Origin of the sequence: Catellatospora sp. IY07-71 (genome assembly GCF_018326265.1) — a bacterium.
In the GTDB taxonomy this organism is placed as follows: Bacteria; Actinomycetota; Actinomycetes; order Mycobacteriales; family Micromonosporaceae; genus Catellatospora.
In genome coordinates, this window is record NZ_AP023360.1 from 6321089 (window position 1) to 6343965 (window position 22877).

Consider the following 22877-nt stretch of genomic DNA (forward strand, 5'->3'; position numbering starts at 1 on the left):
GACTCGCGAAGTACCGGTCCGGCGAATGAGCTGCCGGTGGCTGGTTCAGCTCCAGAACACGAGCGGTTCCGCCGGGCCCTTCGACGCGATGAACGCGGCCGCGCCGACGCGGTGGGTGCCCTGTCCGGGCGTCACCGCGTGCAGCATGCGGGGGCTGAAGATGATGAGGTCGCCGGCCTCCGGGTGGATCACGTGGACCGGCTCCTCGACGGACTTCGGGTCCAGGCCCTCCACGTCGAGGATGATCTCGGTCTCCGCGGCGGTCGGTTCACGCAGCCACAGGTGCAGGTCGCCGCCCTCTTCGGGGACCTGGAGGTAGATGTTGGCGACCAGCTGGTTCAGGACGCCCTCGATCTCCGGGGCGTCGGTCTCCTGGTCGATGGCGTCGTTGTGCGGGTAGAACTCGGACGTCGACGGCTGGAAGACGCGGAAGGCGCCGACGAAGCAGGCCCGGCCCCGCAGCCGCAGCAGGTTCGCCCCCGCCGGCCACAGCTCCTGCAGGTCCAGGCGCACCTTGTCCACGGGCGCCAGGTAGGGGTGGAACATCGAGCGGACGTCGGCGATGGCGGGCAGCGCGGCGTCGTGGTACTTCGCGGTCAGCTCCGGGTCCCACTTGGTGTCGATGTGCGGCATGTACACGCGGCCGACGCTGCTCGTGTACTGCTTGTGGTAGTGCCCGAGCGCGGGGTGGTCGATCGCCTTCTGCGCCACCTCGGCGGCGATGGCGACCGGGTAGTAGCCCTTGACGTGGATGGCGCCGATCTCCCGGCCCGCCAGCGCCAGCAGCGTCTCGGTGGTCAGTTCGGTGGCGATGACGTTCGTCGCGGTCCTGACGATGGTCTCGGTAGCAGACATGGCACTCATCCCCGTCGCAAGTGGAGGTTCGCCGCGCCGCATCGTCGCGGCGAGCCGGCAGTCGATCGGCCCTCGATGAAACGTCGTGGTTCGGTATATCATCAAGCGTGGACATAGTAAGCCCAGCCGTCAGCACCCTGTCAATGACTTGAATTCACCGATACGTTCCGAGCCGGAAGGTGTGGCCAGTGCAGACCCGAGTGGAGACCATCGTGCTGCCCGACGGCGTGCGGATGGTCCATCACGCAGCCGACCTGCCCCGCGCCGCCTGGGACGCGCTGACCGGGCCCGGCGACTTCTGGCTCACCTGCCGCTGGCTCGACGTGGTCGAGGCCACCGCGGGCGTGCCGATGGCGTACCTGTGGACCGAGCGCGCGGGCAGGCCGGTCGCCTGCCTGGCCACCGCGACCGCGACCGCCGCCGTGCCGTGGGCCCTGGGCCGGCCGGACGTCCTGCTCCGGCTTGCCGCGAAGTCCCAGCTGCCCGGGGCCGCCGAGTTCCTGGCCGGGCTGCCCGGCGAGCCGACCGAGCAGCTCATGCCCACCCTGCTCGCCGGCGGCCGGCACACCGGCAGCACCCGGATGCTGTGCGGGCCCGACGCCACCCCGGCCGACGTCACGGCGCTGGCCGCCGCCGCGGAGGAGCTCGGCCGCCGGGCACAGGCCGCGACCGTCTGCTACCTCTACCTCGACGAGCACGACCGCGCCCTGGCCGACGTGCTCACCCGGCGCGGCTACCGGCACTTCACCACCGGGGAGTACTGCTCACTGCGGGTGCCGCCGGACGGCTTCGACGGCTACCTGGCCGCGCTGCCCCGCAAACGCCGCCAGGCCGTCACCGCCGACCGCAGGCGTATCCAGGCCGCCGACGTCACGGTGACCGCCGAGGCCCTCGCACAGTCCGATCTCGACCGGTTCGCCGAGCTGGAATCCGGGCTGCTGGCCAAGTACGGCATCGACCTGCGTCCGCCACAGCTGCTGCCCCTGCTCCGGCAGCTGCGCGACGGCTTCGGCGGCGACGCGTTCGCGATGGTGGCCCGCGCCGAGGGCGAAGTCCGCGGCTTCGCCCTGATCCTGCGCCACCACGACACCTGGTACGCCCGGCAGACCGGCTACGACTACGCCTACCAGCAGCGCACCGGCGCCCCGCTGTACTTCGAGCTGCTCTACTACCGCCTCGTCGAGGAGGCGGCCGCCGCCGGCGTGCGCGCCATCCACTACGGACTTGGCAGCGCCGACACCAAACGATCCCGCGGCTGCACGTCCACGGAACAGCGCTGCCACCTGCTGTTCCTCTCCGGCCAACGGCAAGGAGCACCGGCATGACCCTGCTCGACACCGCCAAGGCCGCCGAACGCGCCCCGGTGCTCCCCCGCGGGCCGGGCGTCGCGCTGTACGGCGCCGCCGGTTTCGCCAACGCCCTCGGCATGGGCTTCTTCTACCCGTTCAGCCTGCTGTTCTACACGGAGCTGTCCGGTGTGCCGCTGCGCACGGTCGGCGTCGTGCTGACCGTCACCGCGCTCGCGGTGCTGCCGGGCCTGCTCGCCGTCGGCCGCCTCGTGGACCGCGTCGGGCCGCGGCCGGTCCTCGTCGCGTCGTCGGTGCTGCGCGGCCTGTGCTTCCTCGGCTTCATCGCCCTGCCGGGCGTGGTCCCGCTGGCGGTCTTCAGCTTCCTGCTCGCCCTGGGCAACCGGGCCGACAACGCCGCCGCCCCGCTGCTCGCCCTGCGCCTGGCCCCGCCCGGCCAGTCCAGCCGGTGGCTGGCCCTGTCGCGGGTGGTGTTCAACGCGGGCATGGGCCTCGGCGCGCTCATCGCGGGCGTGTTCATCGTGGACACGACGTCAGGCTTCGTGGCCCTCGGCGCGGTGTACGCGGCGGGCATGGCCCTGACCGCCGCGCTCTACTTCAGCACCCGGGCCGTCACCCCGCCCGGACCGGCACCGGCCGGGCCCACCCGCAGCCGCCCCGCCCCTCCGTGGGGCGACGTCGCGTTCATCCGCGTCGCGACCGCCAACGCGGTGCTGCTGACGGCCGCGCTCGCCGTGGAGACCGGCATGCCGGTGTTCGTGCTGCGCGAGCTGGCGATGCCGTCCTGGACGATCGGTCTGCTGTTCGCCGTCAACACCGCCCTGCTGGCACTGCTCCAGCTGCCGGTCAGCCGGGTGCTGGACGGGTTCCGTCCCGCGGTCGTGCTCGCCCTCGGCGGGCTGTCGTACGCCGCGCTGTACGCCGCGCTGCTGCTCGCCGACGGGGCCGGTCCGCAGCTGCAGGTCGCCCTGCTGGTCGGCGGCATCGCCGTCTACACGCTGGGCGAACTGGCCGTCTCCCAGGCCGCCCTGGTCATGCTGACCGGCCTGCCCCCGGACCGGCAGAAGGGCTCCTACCTGGCCTTCAACCAGTTCTTCGTGGGCGGCGCGACGGCGCTGTCGCCGCTGCTGGCCACCTCCCTGCTCACCGGGATGCCCACCGCGCTGTGGTGGGCGCTGGCGGGGCTCAGCGCGGTGTCGGCCGCGGTGCTGCTGCCGGGCCGCCTGCGCGGCTGGCGGGCGGCGGCGTAGACCTCGGCGGGGCTTCCGGCGGCTGCTCACGGGCGAACCCGTGCCAGTACGCGGCTTGGGCGGAGGTCTGGCGCAGGACGGCGTCCGGACGGGACGCCTCGTCGCCCACCGGCCAGAACTGCATGAGGTACCGATCGCGGGCGGGCTGGTCGTAGTCGGTCCGTTCCACCTCACGGCACCGGGCCATGTCGGTGGCGCAGTAGCGCACCCGGTAGGCGGCATGCCCGCCGAGGTCGAGCTCCCAGCCGTCGTCGCCGCCCCAGGACTGCAGCCACACACCGTCGCCGTCGGGCACGAACGGCGCCTCGACGACCTCCTCCCACACGGCTTCCGCCGGGGCGGGTTCGGCGTCGAGCAGCTCGATTCTGAGCCGGACCTGGCCGGTATGGGTCGCGGTGATCAGGAACAATCCGCCCGCCACGGCGGCACCGCACAGCCCGTTCTCCTGGCCGGCGAACGCCGCGGGCAGGTCGAGGAAGTCATCGTCGCTGTTCACGTAGAACTGGCCGTAACTCACCGGCATCAGCTCATCGAAGATGATCCGCACGGCGCCCATGCTAGGTCGCCGCCGCAGCCGGTGCGATCCGGTCCGCTCCCTCGCTCTCGCCGACCTGGGCGGCTCCGCCCGCGGATCGGATGATCCACAGGAGGCGCGGATGCGGCTAGCCTTCCGGCGTGACGCACGAGCGAGAGATCACCGAGCCCGTCGACCTGTGCCTGCCCAGCGGCAGGCTGAATCCCGACGCGGTCGGCTGGAGCAGGCGGCCGCTGCACCTCGGCAACCTGCGCGGCTGGGGACGCGCCAAGCGCTGGGAGTACTGGGGCGTGGTCACCCCCGGCCACATCGTCGGGCTCGTCGCGTCGTCGCTGGACTACGCCGGGGTGCACGGGGTGTACGTGCTCGACCGGGCCACCGGGCGCGAGCTGAACACCGACGCGGTCGTGCCGTTCGCGCGCGGCACGGTGTTCGCCGACCGCAGCGGGCTCGGCCGCACGTCGGTGCGCGGCGGCGGGATTGAGATCGACATCGAGGAGGGCCCGCACGGCAGCTCCGTCCGGGCGACGGCGCCGGGTGTCCAGGTGGACCTCACCATGCCGCTGCCCGACGGGCACGAGTCGCTGGGTGTGGTCATCCCGTGGAGTTCGCGCCGGTTCCAGTACACGGTCAAGGACGTCGGCCGCCCCGTGCACGGCACGCTGACCGTCGCGGGCCGGACCGTCGCGATCAGCGCCGGGGACTCGTTCGCGGTGCTCGACCACGGGCGCGGCAAGTGGCCGTACCGCATCCGCTGGAACTGGGCCGCGGGCAGCGGACCGGGGCGGGCGATCCAGCTGGGCGGGCGGTGGACCGACGGCACCGGGCTCACCGAGAACGCGCTGTTCGTGGCCGGGCGGCTGCACAAGATCGGCGACGAGCTGCGGTGGAGCTACGACCGTACGGACTGGCTGCGCCCATGGCGGATCACCGGCACGCGGGTGGACGCGCACTTTCACCCGTTCCACGAGAAGGTGTCCCGGACCGAGCTGGGTGTGCTCGCCAACGAGACGCACCAGTGCTTCGGCCACTTCACCGGCTGGGCCGAGACCGACGGCGGCGAGCGCGTCGACCTCGACGGCCTCACCGGCTGGGCGGAGGAGGCCCGCAACCGCTGGTGACCGAGCCCTCCCCGCCGCCGGGCGGGTGCCCGCGCTGACCTGGGACGGCGGACTTGACCTTGACGTAACGTCAACGTCTTTAATGTGGTCATGCGTATCGGCGAGCTGGCGGCGCTGGTCGGGGTGACCACCCGTACCGTGCGCCACTACCACCACCTGGGGCTGCTGCCCGAGCCCGGCCGGACCCCCGGCGGCTACCGGGAGTACCGGCTGCGCGACGCCGTCCTGCTCGCACGGGTGCGCCGCCTGGCCGAGCTGGGCCTGTCGCTGGACGAGATCCGGGACGTGCTCGCCGACGACCAGGGCCGCGAGCTGCGCGAGGTGCTCACCGAACTGGACGCCGACCTGGCCCGCCAGCAGGACGCGATCGCCGCCCGCCGGGCCCGGCTCGCCGCGCTGCTGGCCGGTGCGGAGCTGAACCCCGACGCGACCGTCGCGCCCGATCTGGCCGACGCGCTGCGCGACCTGCACCCGGCCGGTTCCGCGTTCGCCGCCCTCGACCGCGAGATGATCTCGCTGATCGACACCGGCGCCGACCCGGCCGCCCGTGACCACGTGCTGGCCCTGTTCCAGCCGCTCACCACGCCCGAGGCCCGGGAGCGGGGCCACGCGCTGACCGCGCGCATGGACGCGATCGCCGGCGCCGACCCGGCCGACCCGCGCGTGGCTGGGCTCGCCGCCGACCTGGCCGCGCACCTGCCGGCGGAGATGGCCGCGGCGATGCTGGCCAGCCTCGACGACGCCGAGACCGGCCGCTGGCTGGACCTGATGTCCGACGAGCTCGCCCCCGCGCAGGCAGAGGTGCTGCGCCTGATGATCACCACCCTCAAGGAGCCGAAGGCATGATGAAGACCGCCCGCGCCGTGCTGTTCGCCGTGATCCCGGCGGAGGTGGTGTTCGCCGTGCTGCTGGTGTCCGGCGTCGCGCTCCCCCGGCCCGTGCTCGCCGCCGCCGAGCTGCTGATCCTTGCCGTGCTGGTCTTCGAGGCGGCGGTGCTGTGGCGGGTCTGGCGAGGGCTGCGCCGGCAGGGCCTGGGCCGCAAGGCGGCGCTGCGGGGGGCGTACGAGGAGCTGGTGCCCATGCCGGTGCGCCGGGTCATGGGCTTCGACGTCAAGGGCCTGGTCAGCCTCGGGCTGTGGGTCACCGGACGCCGGCACGGCGTGCCCGCCGGGGCGGCGGCGTTCTCGTACGCCAGGGAGCAGGTGCCGCTGATGGCCGGGTTCCTGTTCGCGTGCGTGCTGGAGCTGGTCGGGGTCGAGATCCTGCTGCGCTCGCTCGACGCGCCCGTGGGCCTGCGCGCGGTGTTCCTGGCCGTCGACGCGTACGGCATCCTGATCGCGCTGGCGGTCATCGCCTGCTACGTCACCCGGCCGCACGTCGTCGACGCCGGCGAGCTGCGTATCCGGCACGGCGCCTTCTTCGACCTGCGCATCCCCCGCGAGCTGATCACGGCGGTGCAGCACAAGCGCAACTACAACGAGACCGGCATGCTCAAGGTCGAGGACGCGCGGCTGGCGCTGTCCGTGAACAGCCAGACCAACGTTATCGTCGAGCTGTCCGAGGCGGTCGAGGCGATCCGTCCCCTGGGCAGGCGGGAGCTGGTCCGGGTGGTGCGCTTCTTCGCCGACGATCCGGCGGGCGCCTATGCGGCGCTGACCACCGCCCCGGTCCCCGCGTCCGCGTCTGCCCGCTGACCCGGCCCACGGTGACCGGGGCCGAGCTCTACCTGTCGGCGGCGAGCTGGTCCTTCGAAGCCGAGTTGATGGACCCGCGCCAGCGCGGCGCCTACCAGGGCGCGGGTGAGCTGAGCGGCACCCTGGGCAAGGTCTGGGCACCCGCGGTGTACACCTTCCTCGCGTTGAGCTGGGGCGCGGCCGGCTGGCTGGTGATCGCCGCCATCATCCTGGTGGCCACCGTCGCCATCCACCCGTCGACCCGGCTGGCGCGGCGGTTCCTGGAGCGGCACGTGCCCGCGGACGTGCTGGCCGACGCCCGCGCCTCCGGCTCCGATGCCGAAGACGCGGGCGGTGCGCCGTCACCCGGCCCGGCCGAGGCGTCGCTGCCCGAGTCGGTCGCCGGCCGCTAGCCGAACCCAGCGGCGGCTCGCGGACGGCAGGTCCGCGCGCCGCCGATCGAGGTGGTCGCGAGCAGTTGGTCACGCACCGCTACGGTGTGCCCCATGGCCGTACGTCACGCGCACTGCTCCTACTGCGGAGCCGCCTTCACCGCCGACCAGTCGTGGCCTCGCCACTGCACCGGCTGCGGCGAGATCAGCTACGTCAACCCGCTGCCGGTCGCGGTCGCCGTGCTGCCGGTCGGCGACGGGCTGCTCGGCGTACGCCGCGCCATCCCGCCGGCCCTGGGCGAGCTGGCGCTGCCCGGCGGGTTCATCGACCTCGGCGAGTCCTGGCAGGAGGCGGTGGTGCGGGAGCTGTGGGAGGAGACCGGCGTGCGGGCCGACGCCGCCGAGGTCACCCTGTTCGACACGCTCAGCGCCCCGAGCGGCACCACTCTGCTCGTCTTCGGGCTGCTGCCGCCCCGCGACGCGGCCGACCTGCCCGCCTCGGTCGCCAACGACGAGTCGGCCGGCTGGGAGGTGTTCCCGGCGGACACCCCGCTCGCGTTCAGCACGCACGCCGCGGTCGCCGCCCGCTGGTTCGCCACCCGGCCGAACTGACCCATCGACCTGGCCGGACGCCACGCGACCGGTCGGGCACCCCTGCTTGGCGTAGTAGTTGCCGCTGCCGACGAGGGCGTAGCCCGCCTGTTCCAGCGCGGCCGAGGGACCGGCGGCGCCGGTGGTCCGCGGCAGCCCGGCCAGGTTCACCGACCATTTGGCGGTGAGCAGCACCGCCCGCGCCACGGCGACCGCCGAGATCCTGATCGACCGGCCATGCCCCGGATCAGGCGGGCAGGCGCCGGGCGACCGCGGGGATAACGATCGCGGCGGCGACCAGATGGGTGAGAATCAGCAGCGCCTTCGTGGCCACCCCCGCGTCCGCGATCACGTCCGGGACCAGTGACAGCACGGTCAGCACCACCGTCGTCCAGACGAAGACTCGCCGCGGGCGCCGCGCCCACCGGAACAGCACCGCGGCGAGGATCAGCCCCACGAACGAGAACAGCGCGGTCAGTACGCCGAACCCCAGGACCGGGATGGGCGCGCCGCTAACGTCGAGGCTGATCCCGGCGGCGCTGCCGGCGGCGGCGACGGCGACCGTGGCGGCGCTCGCGATCACGATGGCGACGGCGCCCGTCGCGAGCAGCCGCCCGAGGCGCATGGTCGTGGTGGTGGTGTCAGTGGTGGTCATGGCGTCCTCCGGTGCGTCGGCGGCCGGCGCGTCGCCGGCCTCTCACCAAAGGTCGAACGGCGCACGCCCGAATCGACACGGCGCCCGAAACAACCGAGACGAAATCAACGGAGTTCTGACGCATCCTCCGGTTCGCGCCGGGCGGCGATCGCGGCCTGAATGCGGCGCTGGGTGCGCAGGGCCTTCTTCGCCGCGACGCTGACCCAGCCGTCGAACACCGTACGGCCCTTGTCCTGCGCCATCAGGCGCTCCAGCGTCGGCACCACCTGTTCGTCACCGGTCGAGCCGAGCGCGATCGCCGCCCAGTACCGCAGGTCGGGATCATCGTCGTCGGCCACCGCGAGCAGTCTCGGGATGATCTCAGGGGTGAACTTCGCCAGCGCGCTCGCGACGTAGCCGATCCGGGTGTACCCGCGGTGTTCGAACGCCTCCCACAGTGCCGTGAGCGCTTCCTCACCGCCGATGGAGGCCAGGGCGTCGGCCGCGCGCTCGCGCAGCCACTCCGGCTCGGACCACAGCAACGGCGCCAGGGCGGGCACCACCGACTCGTCGCCGATCCGGCCCAGCGCGCGTACGGCCTGCTCCTGACCCATCCAGTCGCCGCGCTCCAGCAGCGTCAGCAGCCCGGGCACCGCGGCGCGCAGGCGTAGCTCGGCGCAACCCATCGCCGCCCAGGCCTGGCAGTTGTAGCGGGTGTCGGCGAGTGCGGCGAGCAACGGCTCGGCCAGCGACGCGTCGACGAAGACATCGGCCTGGTTCATCGCCCGGCTGTACAGCGAGCGGTGGTAGTTCCGGTAGTCGCGGGCGAGCAGGCGCAGCGCCGCCAGCGCGGATTCGTCGCCGCCCGCCCTCGCGCGGTCGAGGAGCCGGTAAAGGTGCTCCTCGCGCGTGTCGAGGTCGCCTTCCTTCAGAGCGCGCTGATCCTGGTTCACCCGGCAACGGTAGTCCCGGGGCGACGGGCGTACGACGTCGGGCAGCCCGGTGACGAGCTGCCCGACGTCCGGTCTGAAGGTCAGCTCTGCTTGGTCTCCCAGAAGATCTTCGCGATCTCGTCGATCTTCACCAGCAGCTGCTCGGCGACGGCCGGGTCGGCCTGACCCTTGGCGCCACCCGCGCCGGCCAGCTTGGTGGCCTCGTTGAACAGCTGGTGCAGGTTCGGGTGCTTCTCGAAGTGCGGGGCCTTGAAGTAGTCGGTCCACAGCACCCACAGGTGGTGCTTGACCAGCTCGGCCCGCTGCTCCTTGATGACCAGCGCCCGGGTCCGGAACTCCGGGTCGGTGTTGGCCTGGTACTTCTCGCAGATCGCCTTGATCGACTCGGCCTCGATCCGGGCCTGCGCCGGGTCGTAGACGCCGCACGGCAGATCGCAGTGTGCGCTCACGACCACGTGCGGGCGGATCAGGTGGGACAGTCGCATCAGTTTGCCTCCGGTGACAGCGGTGAGGTGTGGAACTGCCTGGCGTGGTAGATCAGCTGCCCGTCCGCGGGACCGTGGCGGACGTCGAGGACACCGGCGATGACGACGGTCGCCTCGCCGACCCGGACCTGCCGCAGTGGCCGCACGCGAAGCGCGGCCGGCGCGCCGGGCAGGAACGGCTCACCGGTCGGCAGCGTGCTCCAGCCCTGGTCCGGGGTGAAACGCGGTCCGCCCGGACGGGAGAAGCACCGGGCCACCTCGACGTGCGCCGGCCCCAGCAGGTTGACGACCAGGGTCGGTGCCGTCAGCAGGTGCCGTGCCGACCGCGTGCCCATGACGGAGAACGACAGCGCCGGTGGCGTCAGCGACACCGACGCGACGCTGGAGGCGGTCAGCCCGACGGGCCCCTGCGGCCCGGCCGCGCAGATGACGGCCACCCCCGTCGGGTAGCGGCCGAACGCCTCCCGGAACCGCACGCCCAACGGCTCCAGGGCAGCTTCCTGATCCACGTCCGTGACGCTAGAACCTCAACCGCACTTGATGTCAACCGCCGCGCGAATCGCCAGCGTGGAGAACACGGCGACGTGACCGTCGGCTGCTCGTTGCCACTACGGGGCCTTCCCCGCGACCGCCGAACCACCGATCGGAGGTATGCGAGCGCGGGCGGCGGGTAGGTGGCAGCTACAGGAGGTGGGGCAGATGTCGCTGCGTCCGGAGGAACAGGAGCTCCTGGATGGTCTGGCCGAGTACACCCGCGCCGGCGATCCGGCCTTCGTGGCAGGTCTGAGCAACGGGGTCGCGCTCGCGCCGGTGGAGTACCGCAGGCGCCATCTGGCGCGGCTCGGCTCGGCCCTGGCCGCCGCCGGGGCGGCACTCGCGCTGACGGTCCTGGCGGTGGGCGGGATCGCGCACGCGCCGGCCGGCCTGTTCAGGGAGACGAACACGAGCATCACCGTCAGGCGCTAGTGGCTTGAGCTTTCGCCCGGTCCCGGACGGACAAGCACCGACGTCCGGGACCGTCCGGGAGCGGCCCGAGATCGTCGCTGCTGACGCCATGGCACGCGGTGCTCTTCGCGAGCAGGTCAGCGGGGCAGCGCCGACGGCTGGTGCGCCGACGGCGCCTCCTCGGCGGGCAGGCCCCACGCCTGCTCCAGCGTGTCGGGACGGCGGCGCCGACGGCGGCGCGACAGCGGCGAGCCCTCTCCCCCGTGGTTGACCAGCGCGGCCAGCGCTGTGGTGATCGGCACGGCGGCGATCAGGCCGATGGTGCCCACGATCGAGCGCACGATCTCCTGCGCCAGGAACTCCGTGGTCAGCATCTCCGCCAGCGGCGCGCCGCCCGCGGTGAGCAGCAGCAGGGTGGGCAGCGACGCGCCCGCGTACGCCAGCACGATGGTGTTGATCACCGAGGTGATGTGCGCCCGGCCGACCCGGGACGCGGCCCGGTACAGCCCGAGGAAGCCGAGCCGCGGGTTGGCGTGGGCGAGCTCGGTGACCGTGTACGCCTGGGTGATGGTGACGTCGTCGAGCACGCCGAGCGCGCCGATGAGGATGCCCGCCAGCAGCAGGCCGGGCATGTTGATGTCGGCGTTGACGAACGTGACGTACACCGACTCCTCGCTGGCCATGCCGGTCAGGTGCAGCAGCGACACGGACAGCGCCGACAGCAGGCCGGTCAGCGCCAGCGCGGTGAGCGTGCCCAGCACGGCCATGGAGGTCGGCGCGTTGATCCCGTGGGTCAGGTAGAGCACCACCAGCATGATCGCCGCCGAGCCGACGATCGCGACCAGCAGCGGCGAGCTGCCCTCCAGGATCGCCGGCACGACGAACAGCAGCAGCACGGCGAACGTGAACGCGAGCCCGGCCAGCGCGGTCACCCCGCGCCAGCGCCCGAACGCCACCACCGCCCCGACGAACGCGAGCACCAGCATCCACAGCCCGTCGGCCCGGTCGTGGTCGGTGATGTCGTAGCGCAGGCTGCCGTCCTCGAAGTCCTCGGTCTGCATCACGATCACGTTGTCGCCGGAGGCGACGTCGGGCGCGCCGGGACCGGACGGGACGGTGGTACTGACGATCTTGCCCGCCTCGGCGCCGGTGGTGAGCTTGACGGTCACCTCGCCGCAGCGGGGCGGTTCCTGCTGGCCGGGGATCTGCACGGGCTCCTCGCCCGTGTCTGCGCAGTCGACGATGCGCACGGTCTGCACGACCCCGTCGGCGTGCGCCGGGCCGGTCCACGGCTCCGCCTTGATCGGCCCCGGCCATAGCAGCACCAGCCCGGCCAGCGTCAGCAGCGCGGCCGGGATCAGCGCCATGAGGGTGAGCCGGGTGGCCCGCCGGGACGCCGGGGCCGCGGGGCCGCCGTGCGAGTGCCCGTGGCCGGCGTGGTGGTCCTCGGCGCTGTCCAGGTCGTGGGCAGGGTTCACCCGGTACTCCTCGGCGGTGGTCCAGGGGCGACCGCGCGAAGGGGACGCGCGTCGCCGACGGCGGCGTCCGCCCAGTTAACCACGCGCCGGGGACCCGGGAGCACGGCTGACCGGACGCGCCTCACGAACCACCTCATACCGGATGAAACGCACGCGTCAACGGGCCGCCGGGCCGGCCCGGCGCTCACCAGAAGGTCTCGGGCTCCGTCGGCAGCAATCGCTGCAGCAGCGGCTGGGCCGCCGCGGTCACCAGGCGGCGGTCGTAGGTGAGCACATAGTCGAAGGCGCGGCTGTCCTCGTCGTCATCGTCGCGGCCCTGGTCGTAGGCGAACAGGCCGGCCGCGAAGTGCGCGCCCAGCACGACCACGATCCACTCACGGGTCATCGGGTCGCCGGACTCCAGCGGTCCGCCCCGGATGCCGACCACCGGCTCGGCGGTGAGGCCCGCGGCGTACACGGCCGTCAGCACGCCGCGGCCGGCCAGCTCGGTGTAGCGGGTGCGGGCCGCGTCGTCGAAGTGGCGCGCCTGCTGGAACGCCGCCAGCAGCACCGCGGGCTCGGTCAGGTCCAGGCACTTGTTCTCCAGGTGCCGGCTCAGCCAGCGCAGCACCTCCTTGGTGGTGCGGGCCGCCTGCTGGTGCCGGGACGCGATCTCGTACGGCGTGCCCTCCGGCAGCTCCGGTGCGGGCACCCGGGGCAGCGCGAACTCGGCCGCCGCGATGTCGTGCGGCAGCGGCTCGGGGCGGCCGAACAGCCAGCCCTGCCCGAGGGTGGCCCCCATCGAGCGGGCGATCGTCAGGTGCCGCGGCGTCTCGATGCCCTCGGCGAGCACGGCGGCGCCGGTGCGCTCGGCCTCGGCCAGCACAGCGTTGACGACGGCCGACGCCGTCGGCGTGATCGGCCCCTGCACCACGCCACGGTCGATCTTGATCACGTCCGGGCTGATCAGTGGCATCATCGCCAGGCTGGTGGTGGTCGCGCCGACGTCGTCCAGCGCGATGCGCATACCGGCCTCGCGCAGCCGCAGCACCGCCGCCAGCAGGCCGCCGGGGTCGCTGCCCAGCTTCCGCTCGGTGATCTCCACCACGACCTGGAGCTGGTCGGAGGCGGCCTGGAAGGTATCCATCAGCTGCGCCGGCGGCGGGGTGCGGAACGTGGCCGGCTCGGCGTTGAGGAACAGCGGCACCGTGTTGGGCAGGCCCGCCATCAGCGCGGCGCGGCAGGAGGCGGCGCGGCAGATCCAGTCCAGCTCGGCCAGCCGCCCGGCGCGGGCGCCCTCCCGGAACAGCTCGTCCGGGGTGGCGAACGCGCTGCCGCTCGGGCCGCGGATCAGCGCCTCGTAGCCGACGGTGCCGCCGCTGTCCAGCGACACGATCGGCTGGAACACCGGATAGAGCGAGCCGCGCGACATGAGCGCGTCGAACTCGGCGTCGGGTGCACGGCCCACGCGATAACCCCCCGGACCGGTCCGCTCCTGCGCGGCAGTTGATCGTCACTGCACAGCGTAGAGGCGATACGGCGGCGACAAGGCCGTTTTGCGAGGTATGCCGGTCAGTCGTGGCCCGGCACGCCGAGCGCGGTGCCGGTGCCGGTGACCTCGATGATCCGCCGTACCGGGTCCGGCACGTTGCGCAGGCACAGCGACGCCTGCCGGGTGCGCGCGTGGGCGGCGACGTCGAGCAGCACGGCCAGACCCCGGGCGTCGATGAAGGTGACCCGGGCCAGATCCAGGCACAGCGGCCGGTCGGCACTGGAGTCGATGGCGGCCCGCAGGTCGGCGCGCACCTGCTCGGCGTTGCCGAGGTGCAGCTCCCCCGCGACGTGGATCAGCGCGCCGCCGTCGCCGGCGGCCACCGACACCACGGACTCCGCGTGCGACGCCATCACACCTCAGTCTGGCATCGTCACCGTCCGGACCCTGTCCATCAGCAGTCGCGAACGTCGTGGCCGAACAGGGCCGATGTTCCGGCGACACAGCCAGCGGGTTGATCCGAACGGCCCGCATCCTTCCGGCACCCCCAGGCGCTCAGCCCTTGCCCTCCCGGGGGCGGGCGAGGTCACGGCCGCCGATCTCCCGGCCGGCGGCGTCGAGCAGGGTCACCTCGATGACGGCCGCGGAGTCGGGCACGACTCAGGAAGGTCGTTTCGGGGTGCCGGGCGTTGCACGTCACTCGCGCGGGTTCGGCGCTGCACGCCGAATGCACGCGGATGTGCAGCCGCGACGCGCACGCTCTCAGCACACCTTCGGAACAAGGAGAGCCATGCAGTCCTCGATCCTGCGGCGCGCGCTGACCGGCGTCGCGCTGACCGCCGCACTGTCCGCACCCGTCGCCGTGGCAGCGTCGGCGCCCGCTCTGGTGATGGCCGAGCACCAGGAGACGGAGGGGCCGAAGCCCCCACCGATCAGGGGCTTCGCCGCCGGCGACAGCACGGACGACGGCGACACCGCAGACGCCGACCGGCGGATCATCGTCTACTCGTGACACTCGTGGTGCCGGAGCCTCCCGTCACGCTGTCCCACCAGCACGAAGGGAGCCTCCGGCACCGAAGGCACGAGAGGATCCCGCCCGAACGGTTGAATAGTTTGGATACACAACTTAGTCTCATGTGACAGTGTCAATCACTGCGCAGTGCCTCGGCGACCGGGCAGTCAGTCGCGCCGCGCAGCCCCTCATCAGCGAGGACTCTCATGACAAGTCTGCAGCACAGGCTGCGCTCTGCCCGGTGGAAGGCCGCGCTCGTGCTCGGCAGCGTCGCCACGGTCGTGGCCGGCGGCGCGCTCGTCGCGGCCACCAACGCCTACGCCGCGGCGGGCTGCCGGGTGAACTACTCCGCGCCCAGCCAGTGGCCCGGCGGCTTCACCGCCAATGTGGAGATCACCAACCTGGGCGACCCGGTCAACGGCTGGAACCTGGTCTGGACGTACACCAACGGCCAGAAGGTCACCAGCATGTGGAGCGCGAGCTTCACCCAGCCCGCCGCCACGGTGACCGCCGCCAACATGTCGTACAACGCCGCGATCCCCACCAACGGCACCGTGTCGTTCGGCTTCAACGGGTCGTGGTCGGGCACCAACACCGCGCCCACCTCGTTCGCGCTCAACGGAGTGACCTGCACCGGCGCCGTCGGCCCGAGCGCGTCGGCCAGTGCCAGCGCCTCGCCGAGCGCCTCGGCCAGCCCGCGCCCGTCGAGCAGCCCCTCGGTAAGCCCCTCGACCAGCCCTCCGCCGGCGGGCAACGCGATGGCCACCGTCGCCGCGATGCAGCCGGGCTGGAACCTCGGCAACTCGCTGGACGCCACCGGCGCCGACGAGACCTCGTGGGGCAACCCGCGGATCACCCAGTCGCTGATCACCAGCATCAAGGCGCAGGGCTTCAAGAGCATCCGCATCCCGGTCACCTGGGGCCAGCACCAGGGCGGCGCGCCGAGCTACACCATCGAGGCGGCGTACCTGGCCCGGGTCAAGGAGGTCGTCGACTGGGCGCTGGCCGCCGACCTGTACGTCATGCTCAACATCCACCACGACTCGTGGCAGTGGATCGCGAACATGCCCGCTGACCGCACCAACGTGCTCAACCGGTACAACGCGATCTGGACGCAGCTGGCGAGCACGTTCCGCAACTCCTCGCCCAAGCTGACCCTGGAGAGCGTCAACGAGCCGCAGTTCACCGGCTCCTCCGGCGACGCGCAGAACGCGCAGCTGCTCAACGAGCTGAACACCTCGTTCCACCGGATCGTGCGCGCGTCGGGCGGCAACAACAGCACCCGGCTGCTGGTGCTGCCGACCCTGCACACCTCGGCCGACCAGGCTCGCATCGACGAGCTGACGGCCACGTTCACCGCGCTCAACGACCCGAACCTGATCGCCACCGTGCACTTCTACGGCTTCTGGCCGTTCAGCGTGAACATCGCGGGTTACACGAAGTTCGACGCCACGACGCAGCAGGACCTGACCGACCAGTTCGACCGGGTCTACAACGCCTTCGTCGCCCGCAACATCCCGGTGATCATCGGGGAGTACGGCCTGCTCGGCTTCGACCGGCACGTCGGCACCATCGAGCAGGGCGAGAAGCTGAAGTTCTTCGAGTACCTGGGCTACTACGCCCGGACGAAGCGGCTGACCACCATGCTCTGGGACAACGGGCAGCACTTCGGCCGTACCTCGTTCGTGTGGAGCGACCAGGAGCTGTTCAACCAGATCAAGTCGAGCTGGACGGTGCGCTCCGGCACCGCCTCCGCCGACCAGATCTTCAGCGCCAAGGCGAGCTCGATCACGGCCAAGTCGGTGACGCTGAACCTCAACGGCGCGACGGTCACCGCGGTGCGGCAGGGCAGCACCAACCTGGCCCAGGGCAGCGACTACACCATCTCCGGCAGCACCCTGACGTTCACCGCCGCGGCGATCACCCGGCTGTCGGGCAGCCGGGCGTACGGCGTCAACGCGTCGGTCAACGTGGTGTTCTCGCAGGGCGTGCCGTGGCGGATCAACTTCCTCACCTACGACACGCCGCAGGTGTCGAACGCCACCGGCACCACGAGCAGCTTCGCGATCCCGACCCAGTTCCGCGGGGACGTGCTGGCCACCATGGAGGCCAAGTACGCCGACGGCAGCAACGCCGGGCCGCAGAACTGGACCTCGTTCAAGGAGTTCGACTACACGTTCGCGCCGAACTACGCCGCGAACAGCATCACGCTCAAGCCCGAGCTGTTCAACGACATCAACGCCGGGGCCAAGGTGACGCTCACCCTGCACTTCTGGAGCGGCGCCACGGTGACGTACCACGTCACCAAGTCCGGCAGCACGGTGACCGGTTCGGTCAGCTGACCGCCCCCGCGGCGGGCGGGCGCACACCGGGATAAACCGGTTGCGCTCGCCCGCCGCGCTTGTTGTACTGCGAACACGTCCTGTCCCTGGAGCGAGGAGAGTCCGATGCGAGCTGTCATGTCCGCCCGCAGGCTCCCATTCGCTCTCGCAGAGGACATGACACTTCTTGAGGACACTCAACCTCGGCATCCTGGCGCACGTCGACGCCGGTAAGACCAGCCTGACCGAGCGGCTGCTGCACGCCGCCGGGGTCATCGACGAGATCGGCCGTGTCGACGACGGCAACACCCAGACCGACACGCTCGAACTCGAGCGCCGCCGCGGGATCACCATCAAGTCGGCCGTGGTGTCGTTCGTGGTGGACGGCACCCGGATCAACCTGATCGACACCCCCGGCCACCCCGACTTCATCGCCGAGGTCGAGCGGGTGCTGGGCGTGCTTGACGGCGCGGTGCTGGTCGTCTCCGCCGTCGAGGGCGTGCAGGCGCAGACCCGCGTGCTGATGCGGGTGCTGCGACGGCTGCGCATCCCGACGCTGCTGTTCGTCAACAAGATCGACCGTGCCGGGGCCCGCTACGGTGAGCTGCTCGACGGCATCGCCGCGCGGCTCACCCCGGCGATCGCCGCCATGGGCTCGGTCGACGGGCTCGGCGGCGCGGCGGCGTCGTTCACACCGTTTTCGCCGGAGCACCCCGGCTTCGCCGACCGGCTCGTCGAGCTGCTGGCCGAGCACGACGACGCGCTGCTCGCGGCATACGTCGAGGGCCACGCGGCGGTGCCTTGGCGGCGGCTGCGGCGGTCGCTGACCCTGCAGTCGCGGCGGGCGCTGGTGCATCCGGTCTACTTCGGCTCGGCTGTCACCGGCGCCGGGGTGGCCGACCTGATGGGCGCCGTCACCCGGCTGCTGCCCGCGGCGGCGGGCGACCCGGCCGCGCCGCCGTCCGGTGCGGTGTTCAAGGTCGAGCGCGGCACGGCCGGGGAGAAGGTCGCCTACGTGCGGATGTTCGACGGCACGGTCAGCGTGCGCGACCGGCTGCCGTTCGGCGAGGGCCGCTCCGGCAAGGTGACCGCGATCAGCGTGTTCGACCACGGCGGGGCCGAGCCGCGCGCGGCCGTCGGCGCGGGCGAGATCGCGCGGGTGACCGGCCTGGCCGAGGTACGCATCGGCGACAACGTCGGGGCGGCCCCACGACGGCCGGCCGGGGCACCTCAGTTCGCGCCGCCGACGCTGGAGACCGTGGTCGTGCCGGGCCGCGCCGCCGACCGGGGTGCGCTGCACGCGGCGCTGGCCCAGCTCGCCGAGCAGGATCCGCTGATCGGGCTGCGGCAGACCGGCGACCCGGGCAGCCCTGAGATCTCCGTGTCGCTCTACGGCGAGGTGCAGAAGGAGGTCATCCAGACGACCCTGGCCGAGGAGTACGGCATCGCCGTGTCGTTCCAGGAGACGACGACGATCTACATCGAGCGGCCGGTGGGCAGCGGTGCGGCGGCCGAGGAGATGGGCGGGGAGAACCCGTTCCGGGCCGGAGTCGGACTACGGGTGACGCCTGCGGCGCCGGGCACGGGCGTGCGCTTCCGGCTCGGCATCGAGCTGGGCTCGCTGCCCATGGCGTTCATCAAGGCGGTCGAGGAGAGCGTGCACCGGACGCTGCGACAGGGGCTGCGCGGCTGGCAGGTCACCGACTGCGTGGTGACGCTGACCCGGTCGTCGTACACGCCGCCCCCGCCGTACGGATGGAGCAAGTGGTCCAGCTCGGCGGGCGACTTCCGCAACCTCACCCCGCTGGTGCTGATGGCGGCGCTGCGCGAGGCCGGCACGAGCGTGCACGAGCCGGTCCACCGGGTGACCGTGGAGCTGCCCGCCGACGCGGTGGGCGCGGTCGCCCCGGTGCTGGCGCAGCTCGGTGGGGTGCCGCAGGCGACCACGGTGCGCGGCGGCACCGCGGAGCTGGAGGTGCACCTGCCCGCGACGCGGGTGCACGAGCTGCAGCGGCTGCTGCCCTCCCTGACCCGCGGGGAGGGCACCGTGGACGGCGCGTTCGACCACTACCGGCAGGTGCGCGGGCAGGCGCCGGTGCGGCCGCGCACCGGCGCGAACCCGCTGGACCGCAAGGAGTACCTGCTGCACGTCACCCGCCGGGTCTGACCGCGGGGCGCACGGTTTCCACCAAGGGGGCGAAGCCCGGCGCGGCCCATGTCGGCTTCTCGTCGCTACGGCGGCATCCGGCACGCTGCCTTGATACCGTGCGCCCGTGACAGGCGCTGAGCAGGAACCGGCTGGACGAAATGGTGCGTCGGCCCTCGCGCGGTGGGTCGGCATCGTGGCCGCCGTCGCGGCCACCTTCGCCTCCGTGGCCACCGTCCTGCAGTGGCTGGAATCGCGGCCCGACCGCGGTGCCGACCCGGTCCCGACGGTCACCGTCGCCAACGACGACGCGCGGCTCGAGGTCGACCAGTGCGTACGCAACCTCGGCGACGCGGAGACACCGCTGATCAAGATCGACGAATGCGGTCCTGGAACCATGCGCATCATGGCGCGGATCGAGCAGCCGGCCGACCACCCCTCGGACGCCGACACCGCCGCCGAGGCCGCCTGCCAGGAGAAGGCGCCCGGCTACACCGACTACCACTTCTCCACCGCGCCACCGGAACCGGGCGTGAGCGTGGTGTTCTGCCTTCAGTCGCTCTGAGCGACCCCAGCGCCGCCTCTGCCGGATCCGCGGACCCGCCGCACAGCGTCGGCGGGTCCGCGGACAGGCGTGCTCATTCGAGCTGGAAGGTCGCGTCACCGTACGCCGAACTGGTCACCGCCTGCACGTAAAGCAGACCGCCGCTGTGGCGCACGTACCGGCCGGCGAAGTTCACCGACTCCAGCGAGACGCCGGACCCGGCCAGCCCGGCACGCTGGTAGAAGGTCGCATCGTTGCGGAACAGGGTGCTGCCGTCGCTGCGCTCGACCCACAGCTCGAAGTTCTTGTGGCGCAGGTAGTAGCCGGGGAAGTTGGCCGACTCCAGGGAGACCGTGCCGCTGCCGGTCAGGCCGGGCACGATCCGGAACTGCGAGTCGGCGAGGTTGGTGACGTTCGGCTCCAGCTTCGCCCGGTACTCCCAGTGCCGGATGTAGCTGGTGGTCTGGTTGTGCGAGCGCAGCCGCACCGGCGTGGCCCCGTCGGCGACCGGGATGCCGAAGTTGGGCGTGCCGTCGGCGTTCCAGTAGAGCTTCTGCAGCCGGGTGCGCCGGTTGGGGTCGTTGAGCGGGTCGCCGCTGATGTTCTGGTAGTTGCGGTCGTGGTAGACCAGGATGTCGCTCTGCCCGTCCTCGGACGTGGTGAACGAGTTGTGGCCGGGGCCGTACTGGCTGGTCGCGGCGAAGCTGGCGAAGACCGGGTTGGCCGTTTTGGTCCACGACGACGCCGACAGCAGGTTGGCCGTGTCGGAGGCGGTCAGCAGGCCGAGGCAGTAGTTCGCGTCGGTGGCGCTGGCCGAGTACGACATGAAGATCCGGCCGTTGCGCTTGATGATCGCCGGGCCCTCGTTGACCTTGTAGCCGCGGGTCTCCCAGGCCAGCGTCGGCACGCTGAGCCGGACCGGAGTGCCGCTGATCGTCCACGGGTTCGACATGGCGGCGAGGTACAGGTTGGAGTTGGTGGCGATGCCGGGCTCGGACTGCGCCCAGGCCAGGTAGCGCACGCCGCGGTGCTCGAAGGTGGTGGCGTCCAGGGCGAAGGTGTCGTTGGGCGTGACGATGCGGCCCCGCTCGACCCAGCTGCCGGTCAGCGGGTTGGCCGAGGAGTTCTCCAGCACGTACATGCGGATGCGCCAGATGTCGTTCGACCAGCCGGCGGCGAAGTAGACGTACCACTTGCCGTTCACGTAGTGGATCTCCGGGGCCCAGATGTGGGCGCCCATCTCACCGCTGGCGTGCTTGGTCCAGATCGTCTGCTCGGCCGCGCTCGACAGCCCCTGCAGGGTGGTCGCGCGGCGCAGCACGATGCGGTCGTACGCCGGGACGGTCGCGGTGAAGTAGTAGTAGCCGTCGGTGTGCTTGAAGATGTGCGGGTCGGCGCGCTGCGCCGCGACCGGGTTGGTGAACGGGGTCGGCGGCGAGGCCTGGGCGGGACTCGCCAGCGGCACGGCGGCCAGCTGGAGCAGGGTGATCGCGGCGGCGAGCAGGGCCGCGGCGCGGGGACGCGTCATCAGATTCCTTCCATGGATGCTGCGGCCTTCAGGCCGGAGGGGAAACGGGACTCCTGCGGAGCAGGGCAGGCAAAGCCGATGCGCCGCCAAGGCGACCGGCGTCCACCAGTACGTCAGTTCGAATGTCGGCGGCCGTCCTGTTAGGATTCACGCCGTGGGCAGGACGGTGAAACGGGCGTTCAAGTTCCGCTTCTACCCCAGCGACGTGCAGGCGAGCAGCTGTCGCGGACGTTCGGGTGCGTCCGGCTGGTCTACAACCTGGCCCTGCAGGCCCGGTCCGAGGCGTGGACCCAGCGGCAGGAGCGTATCGGCTACAACGCGACCTCGGCCCTGCTCACCGGGTGGAAGACCGAGGACCTGATCGAGGACCTGGCCGTGCGCAACATGGTCAAGAACCATCGGCTGGCTCGCGCGATCAGCGACGCGGCCTGGCGGCAGTTTCGCACCATGCTGGAGTACAAGGCCGCCTGGCACGGCCGGGACCTGATCGTCGTGGACCGCTGGTTCCCCTCGACCAGACTCTGCTCGGCCTGCGGCGCACTCGCACAGAAGATGCCGCTCGATGTACGGGAGTGGGTCTGCCGGTGCGGCAGCGTCCACGACCGGGATGTCAACGCGGCCCGCAACATCCTGGCCGCCGGACTGGCGGTGACAGCCTGCGGAGACGATGTAAGACCTCAACGAGGAACCTCTCGGACGGGGCGGTCGTCGGCGAAACAGGAACACCCGAGGGCGACCAAGGGAATCCCCGTCCTTTAGGGCGGGGAGGATGTCAACGCTTCCTCTTCCGATCCGGTGCCGTCCGGCCTTGCCGGCCGGGCTGCGACTTCCAGTGGAAGGCATACGTTCGTCTATGTGCCCCGACAGTCTGTCAGACTATGTGAACGTTAACAATCGCCAGCCGTCCAGCCGACGTGATATCCGATGAGGATCCCTGAGACATTTGCGTGAGCGGTCACAGTCGAAGGTGAGCCACCACCGCCGTTCAGGGCTGTCTTGACGACGTGGGACCATCACCGGATGGACAGTCCCCGCTTGGAGTGGACGAACACCACGCACGACTGGGCGGCGACGGTGGACCACGACCACCTCGCCGACATCCGCCGCGACCCCGCCCGCTACTCCCCCGGCGGCGCCCTCCACCTGCTGCTGGAGATCATGGCGTACGCCGAGGACGAGGCGGCCTACGCCGGGCGGCACGGCGTCTGCACGGTCACCCTGCACAGCGACGGCTCGATCTCGGTCGCCGACGACGGCCGCGGCACCGACACCCGCCTCGACGAGCACGGCCGGCCGGTCCGCAAGCCGGTGATGGCCACGCGGGACCTGCGCTTCTTCGACGACCCTCCGGCCCTGGCGCTGCCCGACGGCGCGCCCAGGCGGGGCATGTCCGTGGTCGCCGCGCTCAGCGAATGGCTCGTCCACACCAACCGCCGGCGCGGCAGCGCGTGGACCCAGCGCTACGAGCACGGCGTCCCGGTCACCGACCTCGTCCCGGTCGACGACGACGGCACGACCGGGACCACGGTGCGCTTCTGGCCGTCGCCGGCGGCCGGCAGGCGGCCGACCGCCGCGGACGTGCGCCGCTACGCGGCCGACTACCCGCACCTGGACGTGCTGGTCGTCGGCTGAGGCG

Annotated in this window: 24 protein-coding genes and 1 pseudogene; 15 read left to right on the forward strand and 10 right to left on the reverse strand. The window is 71.9% G+C overall.

Going from position 1 to position 22877, the window contains the following annotated elements; all coding sequences use genetic code 11:
• Positions 1-45: 45 nt before the first annotated feature.
• Positions 46-855 (reverse strand): 2OG-Fe(II) oxygenase, encoded by an 810-nt coding sequence (locus tag CS0771_RS28150; RefSeq protein WP_212843815.1) that lies wholly within the window; start codon positions 853-855, stop codon positions 46-48.
• Between the two features lie 188 nt (positions 856-1043).
• On the opposite strand from CS0771_RS28150, the gene CS0771_RS28155 reads away from it, so the two are divergent.
• Both CS0771_RS28155 and CS0771_RS28160 read left to right on the forward strand, forming a co-directional pair.
• Complete coding sequence (locus CS0771_RS28155) at positions 1044-2180, forward strand: GNAT family N-acetyltransferase (RefSeq protein ID WP_212843816.1); 1137 nt, start codon at positions 1044-1046, stop codon at positions 2178-2180.
• Positions 2177-3412: an MFS transporter gene (locus CS0771_RS28160; protein ID WP_212843817.1), complete on the forward strand. Its 1236-nt coding sequence runs from the start codon at positions 2177-2179 to the stop codon at positions 3410-3412. Before CS0771_RS28155 ends, CS0771_RS28160 begins: the two co-directional genes overlap by 4 nt.
• Here CS0771_RS28160 and CS0771_RS28165 read toward each other — a convergent pair.
• Positions 3348-3959, reverse strand: coding sequence for a hypothetical protein (locus CS0771_RS28165; RefSeq protein ID WP_212843818.1), 612 nt, complete (start codon positions 3957-3959; stop codon positions 3348-3350). The two genes, CS0771_RS28160 and CS0771_RS28165, sit on opposite strands and share 65 nt — an antisense overlap.
• A 128-nt stretch (positions 3960-4087) precedes the next feature.
• Between CS0771_RS28165 and CS0771_RS28170 the strand changes: the two genes are divergently transcribed.
• The 5 genes from CS0771_RS28170 (at position 4088) to CS0771_RS28190 (ending at position 7745) form a co-directional block, all read left to right on the forward strand.
• Complete coding sequence (locus CS0771_RS28170; RefSeq protein ID WP_212843819.1) at positions 4088-5068, forward strand: DUF2804 domain-containing protein; 981 nt, start codon at positions 4088-4090, stop codon at positions 5066-5068.
• A gap of 90 nt (positions 5069-5158) precedes the next feature.
• Positions 5159-5914: a MerR family transcriptional regulator gene (locus CS0771_RS28175; RefSeq protein WP_212843820.1), complete on the forward strand. Its 756-nt coding sequence runs from the start codon at positions 5159-5161 to the stop codon at positions 5912-5914.
• Entirely contained in the window at positions 5911-6762 is an 852-nt protein-coding gene (locus tag CS0771_RS28180) for a hypothetical protein (protein WP_212843821.1), read from the forward strand. The genes CS0771_RS28175 and CS0771_RS28180 overlap by 4 nt, the downstream gene beginning before the upstream one ends.
• A gap of 11 nt (positions 6763-6773) precedes the next feature.
• A complete protein-coding gene (locus CS0771_RS28185) occupies positions 6774-7154 on the forward strand; it encodes a hypothetical protein (protein WP_212843822.1) in 381 nt (126 codons plus the stop codon).
• A 93-nt stretch (positions 7155-7247) separates the two neighbouring features.
• On the forward strand, positions 7248-7745 hold the full coding sequence (locus CS0771_RS28190; protein WP_212843823.1) for an NUDIX domain-containing protein: 498 nt from the start codon (positions 7248-7250) through the stop codon (positions 7743-7745).
• Between the two features lie 226 nt (positions 7746-7971).
• On the opposite strand, the gene CS0771_RS28195 is transcribed toward CS0771_RS28190, so the two are convergent.
• From CS0771_RS28195 to CS0771_RS28210, 4 genes are all read right to left on the reverse strand, one after another.
• The gene (locus CS0771_RS28195; protein ID WP_212843824.1) at positions 7972-8379 is read right to left on the reverse strand and encodes a DUF6069 family protein; all 408 of its coding nucleotides are present in this window, start codon (positions 8377-8379) and stop codon (positions 7972-7974) included.
• 104 nt (positions 8380-8483) lie between these two features.
• The gene (locus tag CS0771_RS28200) at positions 8484-9311 is read right to left on the reverse strand and encodes a HEAT repeat domain-containing protein (RefSeq protein ID WP_212843825.1); all 828 of its coding nucleotides are present in this window, start codon (positions 9309-9311) and stop codon (positions 8484-8486) included.
• Between the two features lie 80 nt (positions 9312-9391).
• Positions 9392-9796: a superoxide dismutase, Ni gene (gene sodN, locus CS0771_RS28205; RefSeq protein WP_212843826.1), complete on the reverse strand. Its 405-nt coding sequence runs from the start codon at positions 9794-9796 to the stop codon at positions 9392-9394.
• Entirely contained in the window at positions 9796-10305 is a 510-nt protein-coding gene (locus CS0771_RS28210) for a flavin reductase family protein (protein WP_244871082.1), read from the reverse strand. Before CS0771_RS28210 ends, sodN begins: the two co-directional genes overlap by 1 nt.
• 190 nt (positions 10306-10495) lie before the next feature.
• On the opposite strand from CS0771_RS28210, the gene CS0771_RS28215 reads away from it, so the two are divergent.
• The gene (locus tag CS0771_RS28215; protein WP_212843827.1) at positions 10496-10762 is read left to right on the forward strand and encodes a DUF3040 domain-containing protein; all 267 of its coding nucleotides are present in this window, start codon (positions 10496-10498) and stop codon (positions 10760-10762) included.
• Between the two features lie 116 nt (positions 10763-10878).
• Here CS0771_RS28215 and CS0771_RS28220 read toward each other — a convergent pair whose 3' ends face one another.
• The 3 genes from CS0771_RS28220 to CS0771_RS28230 all read right to left on the reverse strand — a co-directional run bounded on the left by CS0771_RS28220 (position 10879) and on the right by CS0771_RS28230 (position 14103).
• Positions 10879-12219: a YibE/F family protein gene (locus tag CS0771_RS28220; protein WP_244871083.1), complete on the reverse strand. Its 1341-nt coding sequence runs from the start codon at positions 12217-12219 to the stop codon at positions 10879-10881.
• 184 nt (positions 12220-12403) lie between these two features.
• Positions 12404-13666, reverse strand: a complete 1263-nt coding sequence (locus CS0771_RS28225; RefSeq protein ID WP_212843828.1) for an EAL domain-containing protein — start codon at positions 13664-13666, stop codon at positions 12404-12406.
• Positions 13667-13770: 104 nt separating this feature from the next.
• Positions 13771-14103, reverse strand: a complete 333-nt coding sequence (locus tag CS0771_RS28230) for an STAS domain-containing protein (RefSeq protein ID WP_212843829.1) — start codon at positions 14101-14103, stop codon at positions 13771-13773.
• 377 nt (positions 14104-14480) lie between these two features.
• Between CS0771_RS28230 and CS0771_RS28235 the strand changes: the two genes are divergently transcribed.
• From CS0771_RS28235 to CS0771_RS28250, 4 genes are all read left to right on the forward strand, one after another.
• The gene (locus CS0771_RS28235; RefSeq protein WP_212843830.1) at positions 14481-14702 is read left to right on the forward strand and encodes a hypothetical protein; all 222 of its coding nucleotides are present in this window, start codon (positions 14481-14483) and stop codon (positions 14700-14702) included.
• 206 nt (positions 14703-14908) lie between these two features.
• Positions 14909-17044 (forward strand): cellulase family glycosylhydrolase, encoded by a 2136-nt coding sequence (locus CS0771_RS28240; protein WP_212843831.1) that lies wholly within the window; start codon positions 14909-14911, stop codon positions 17042-17044.
• 166 nt (positions 17045-17210) lie between these two features.
• Complete coding sequence (locus CS0771_RS28245) at positions 17211-19190, forward strand: translation factor GTPase family protein (protein ID WP_212843832.1); 1980 nt, start codon at positions 17211-17213, stop codon at positions 19188-19190.
• A 106-nt stretch (positions 19191-19296) separates the two neighbouring features.
• Positions 19297-19734, forward strand: a complete 438-nt coding sequence (locus CS0771_RS28250; protein ID WP_212843833.1) for a hypothetical protein — start codon at positions 19297-19299, stop codon at positions 19732-19734.
• Between the two features lie 73 nt (positions 19735-19807).
• Here the strand turns inward: CS0771_RS28250 and CS0771_RS28255 are convergent, their stop codons facing one another.
• Complete coding sequence (locus CS0771_RS28255) at positions 19808-21241, reverse strand: family 43 glycosylhydrolase (protein ID WP_212843834.1); 1434 nt, start codon at positions 21239-21241, stop codon at positions 19808-19810.
• Positions 21242-21433: 192 nt separating this feature from the next.
• Here CS0771_RS28255 and CS0771_RS39765 point away from each other — a divergent pair.
• The 3 genes and pseudogenes from CS0771_RS39765 to CS0771_RS28270 all read left to right on the forward strand — a co-directional run.
• Positions 21434-21529 (forward strand): annotated as a pseudogene (locus tag CS0771_RS39765) (helix-turn-helix domain-containing protein); the annotation flags it as partial.
• 42 nt (positions 21530-21571) lie between these two features.
• Complete coding sequence (locus CS0771_RS28265; RefSeq protein WP_371821596.1) at positions 21572-22000, forward strand: RNA-guided endonuclease TnpB family protein; 429 nt, start codon at positions 21572-21574, stop codon at positions 21998-22000.
• A 261-nt stretch (positions 22001-22261) separates the two neighbouring features.
• Entirely contained in the window at positions 22262-22873 is a 612-nt protein-coding gene (locus tag CS0771_RS28270) for a hypothetical protein (RefSeq protein ID WP_212843836.1), read from the forward strand.
• The last annotated feature ends 4 nt before the right edge of the window (positions 22874-22877 follow it).

Excerpts from the sequence above, each read along its gene's own strand:
- CS0771_RS28235 (WP_212843830.1), top strand. The coding sequence starts at position 14,481 with ATGCAGTCCTCGATCCTGCGGCGCGCGCTGACCGGCGTCGCGCTGACC.
- CS0771_RS28230 (WP_212843829.1), bottom strand. The coding sequence starts at position 14,103 with ATGGCGTCGCACGCGGAGTCCGTGGTGTCGGTGGCCGCCGGCGACGGC.
- CS0771_RS28215 (WP_212843827.1), top strand. The coding sequence starts at position 10,496 with ATGTCGCTGCGTCCGGAGGAACAGGAGCTCCTGGATGGTCTGGCCGAG.
- CS0771_RS28180 (WP_212843821.1), top strand. The coding sequence starts at position 5,911 with ATGATGAAGACCGCCCGCGCCGTGCTGTTCGCCGTGATCCCGGCGGAG.
- CS0771_RS28240 (WP_212843831.1), top strand. The coding sequence starts at position 14,909 with ATGACAAGTCTGCAGCACAGGCTGCGCTCTGCCCGGTGGAAGGCCGCG.
- CS0771_RS28255 (WP_212843834.1), bottom strand. The coding sequence starts at position 21,241 with ATGACGCGTCCCCGCGCCGCGGCCCTGCTCGCCGCCGCGATCACCCTG.
- CS0771_RS28160 (WP_212843817.1), top strand. The coding sequence starts at position 2,177 with ATGACCCTGCTCGACACCGCCAAGGCCGCCGAACGCGCCCCGGTGCTC.
- CS0771_RS28270 (WP_212843836.1), top strand. The coding sequence starts at position 22,262 with ATGGACAGTCCCCGCTTGGAGTGGACGAACACCACGCACGACTGGGCG.
- CS0771_RS28195 (WP_212843824.1), bottom strand. The coding sequence starts at position 8,379 with ATGACCACCACTGACACCACCACCACGACCATGCGCCTCGGGCGGCTG.
- CS0771_RS28190 (WP_212843823.1), top strand. The coding sequence starts at position 7,248 with ATGGCCGTACGTCACGCGCACTGCTCCTACTGCGGAGCCGCCTTCACC.
- CS0771_RS28175 (WP_212843820.1), top strand. The coding sequence starts at position 5,159 with ATGCGTATCGGCGAGCTGGCGGCGCTGGTCGGGGTGACCACCCGTACC.
- CS0771_RS28150 (WP_212843815.1), bottom strand. The coding sequence starts at position 855 with ATGTCTGCTACCGAGACCATCGTCAGGACCGCGACGAACGTCATCGCC.
- sodN (WP_212843826.1), bottom strand. The coding sequence starts at position 9,796 with ATGCGACTGTCCCACCTGATCCGCCCGCACGTGGTCGTGAGCGCACAC.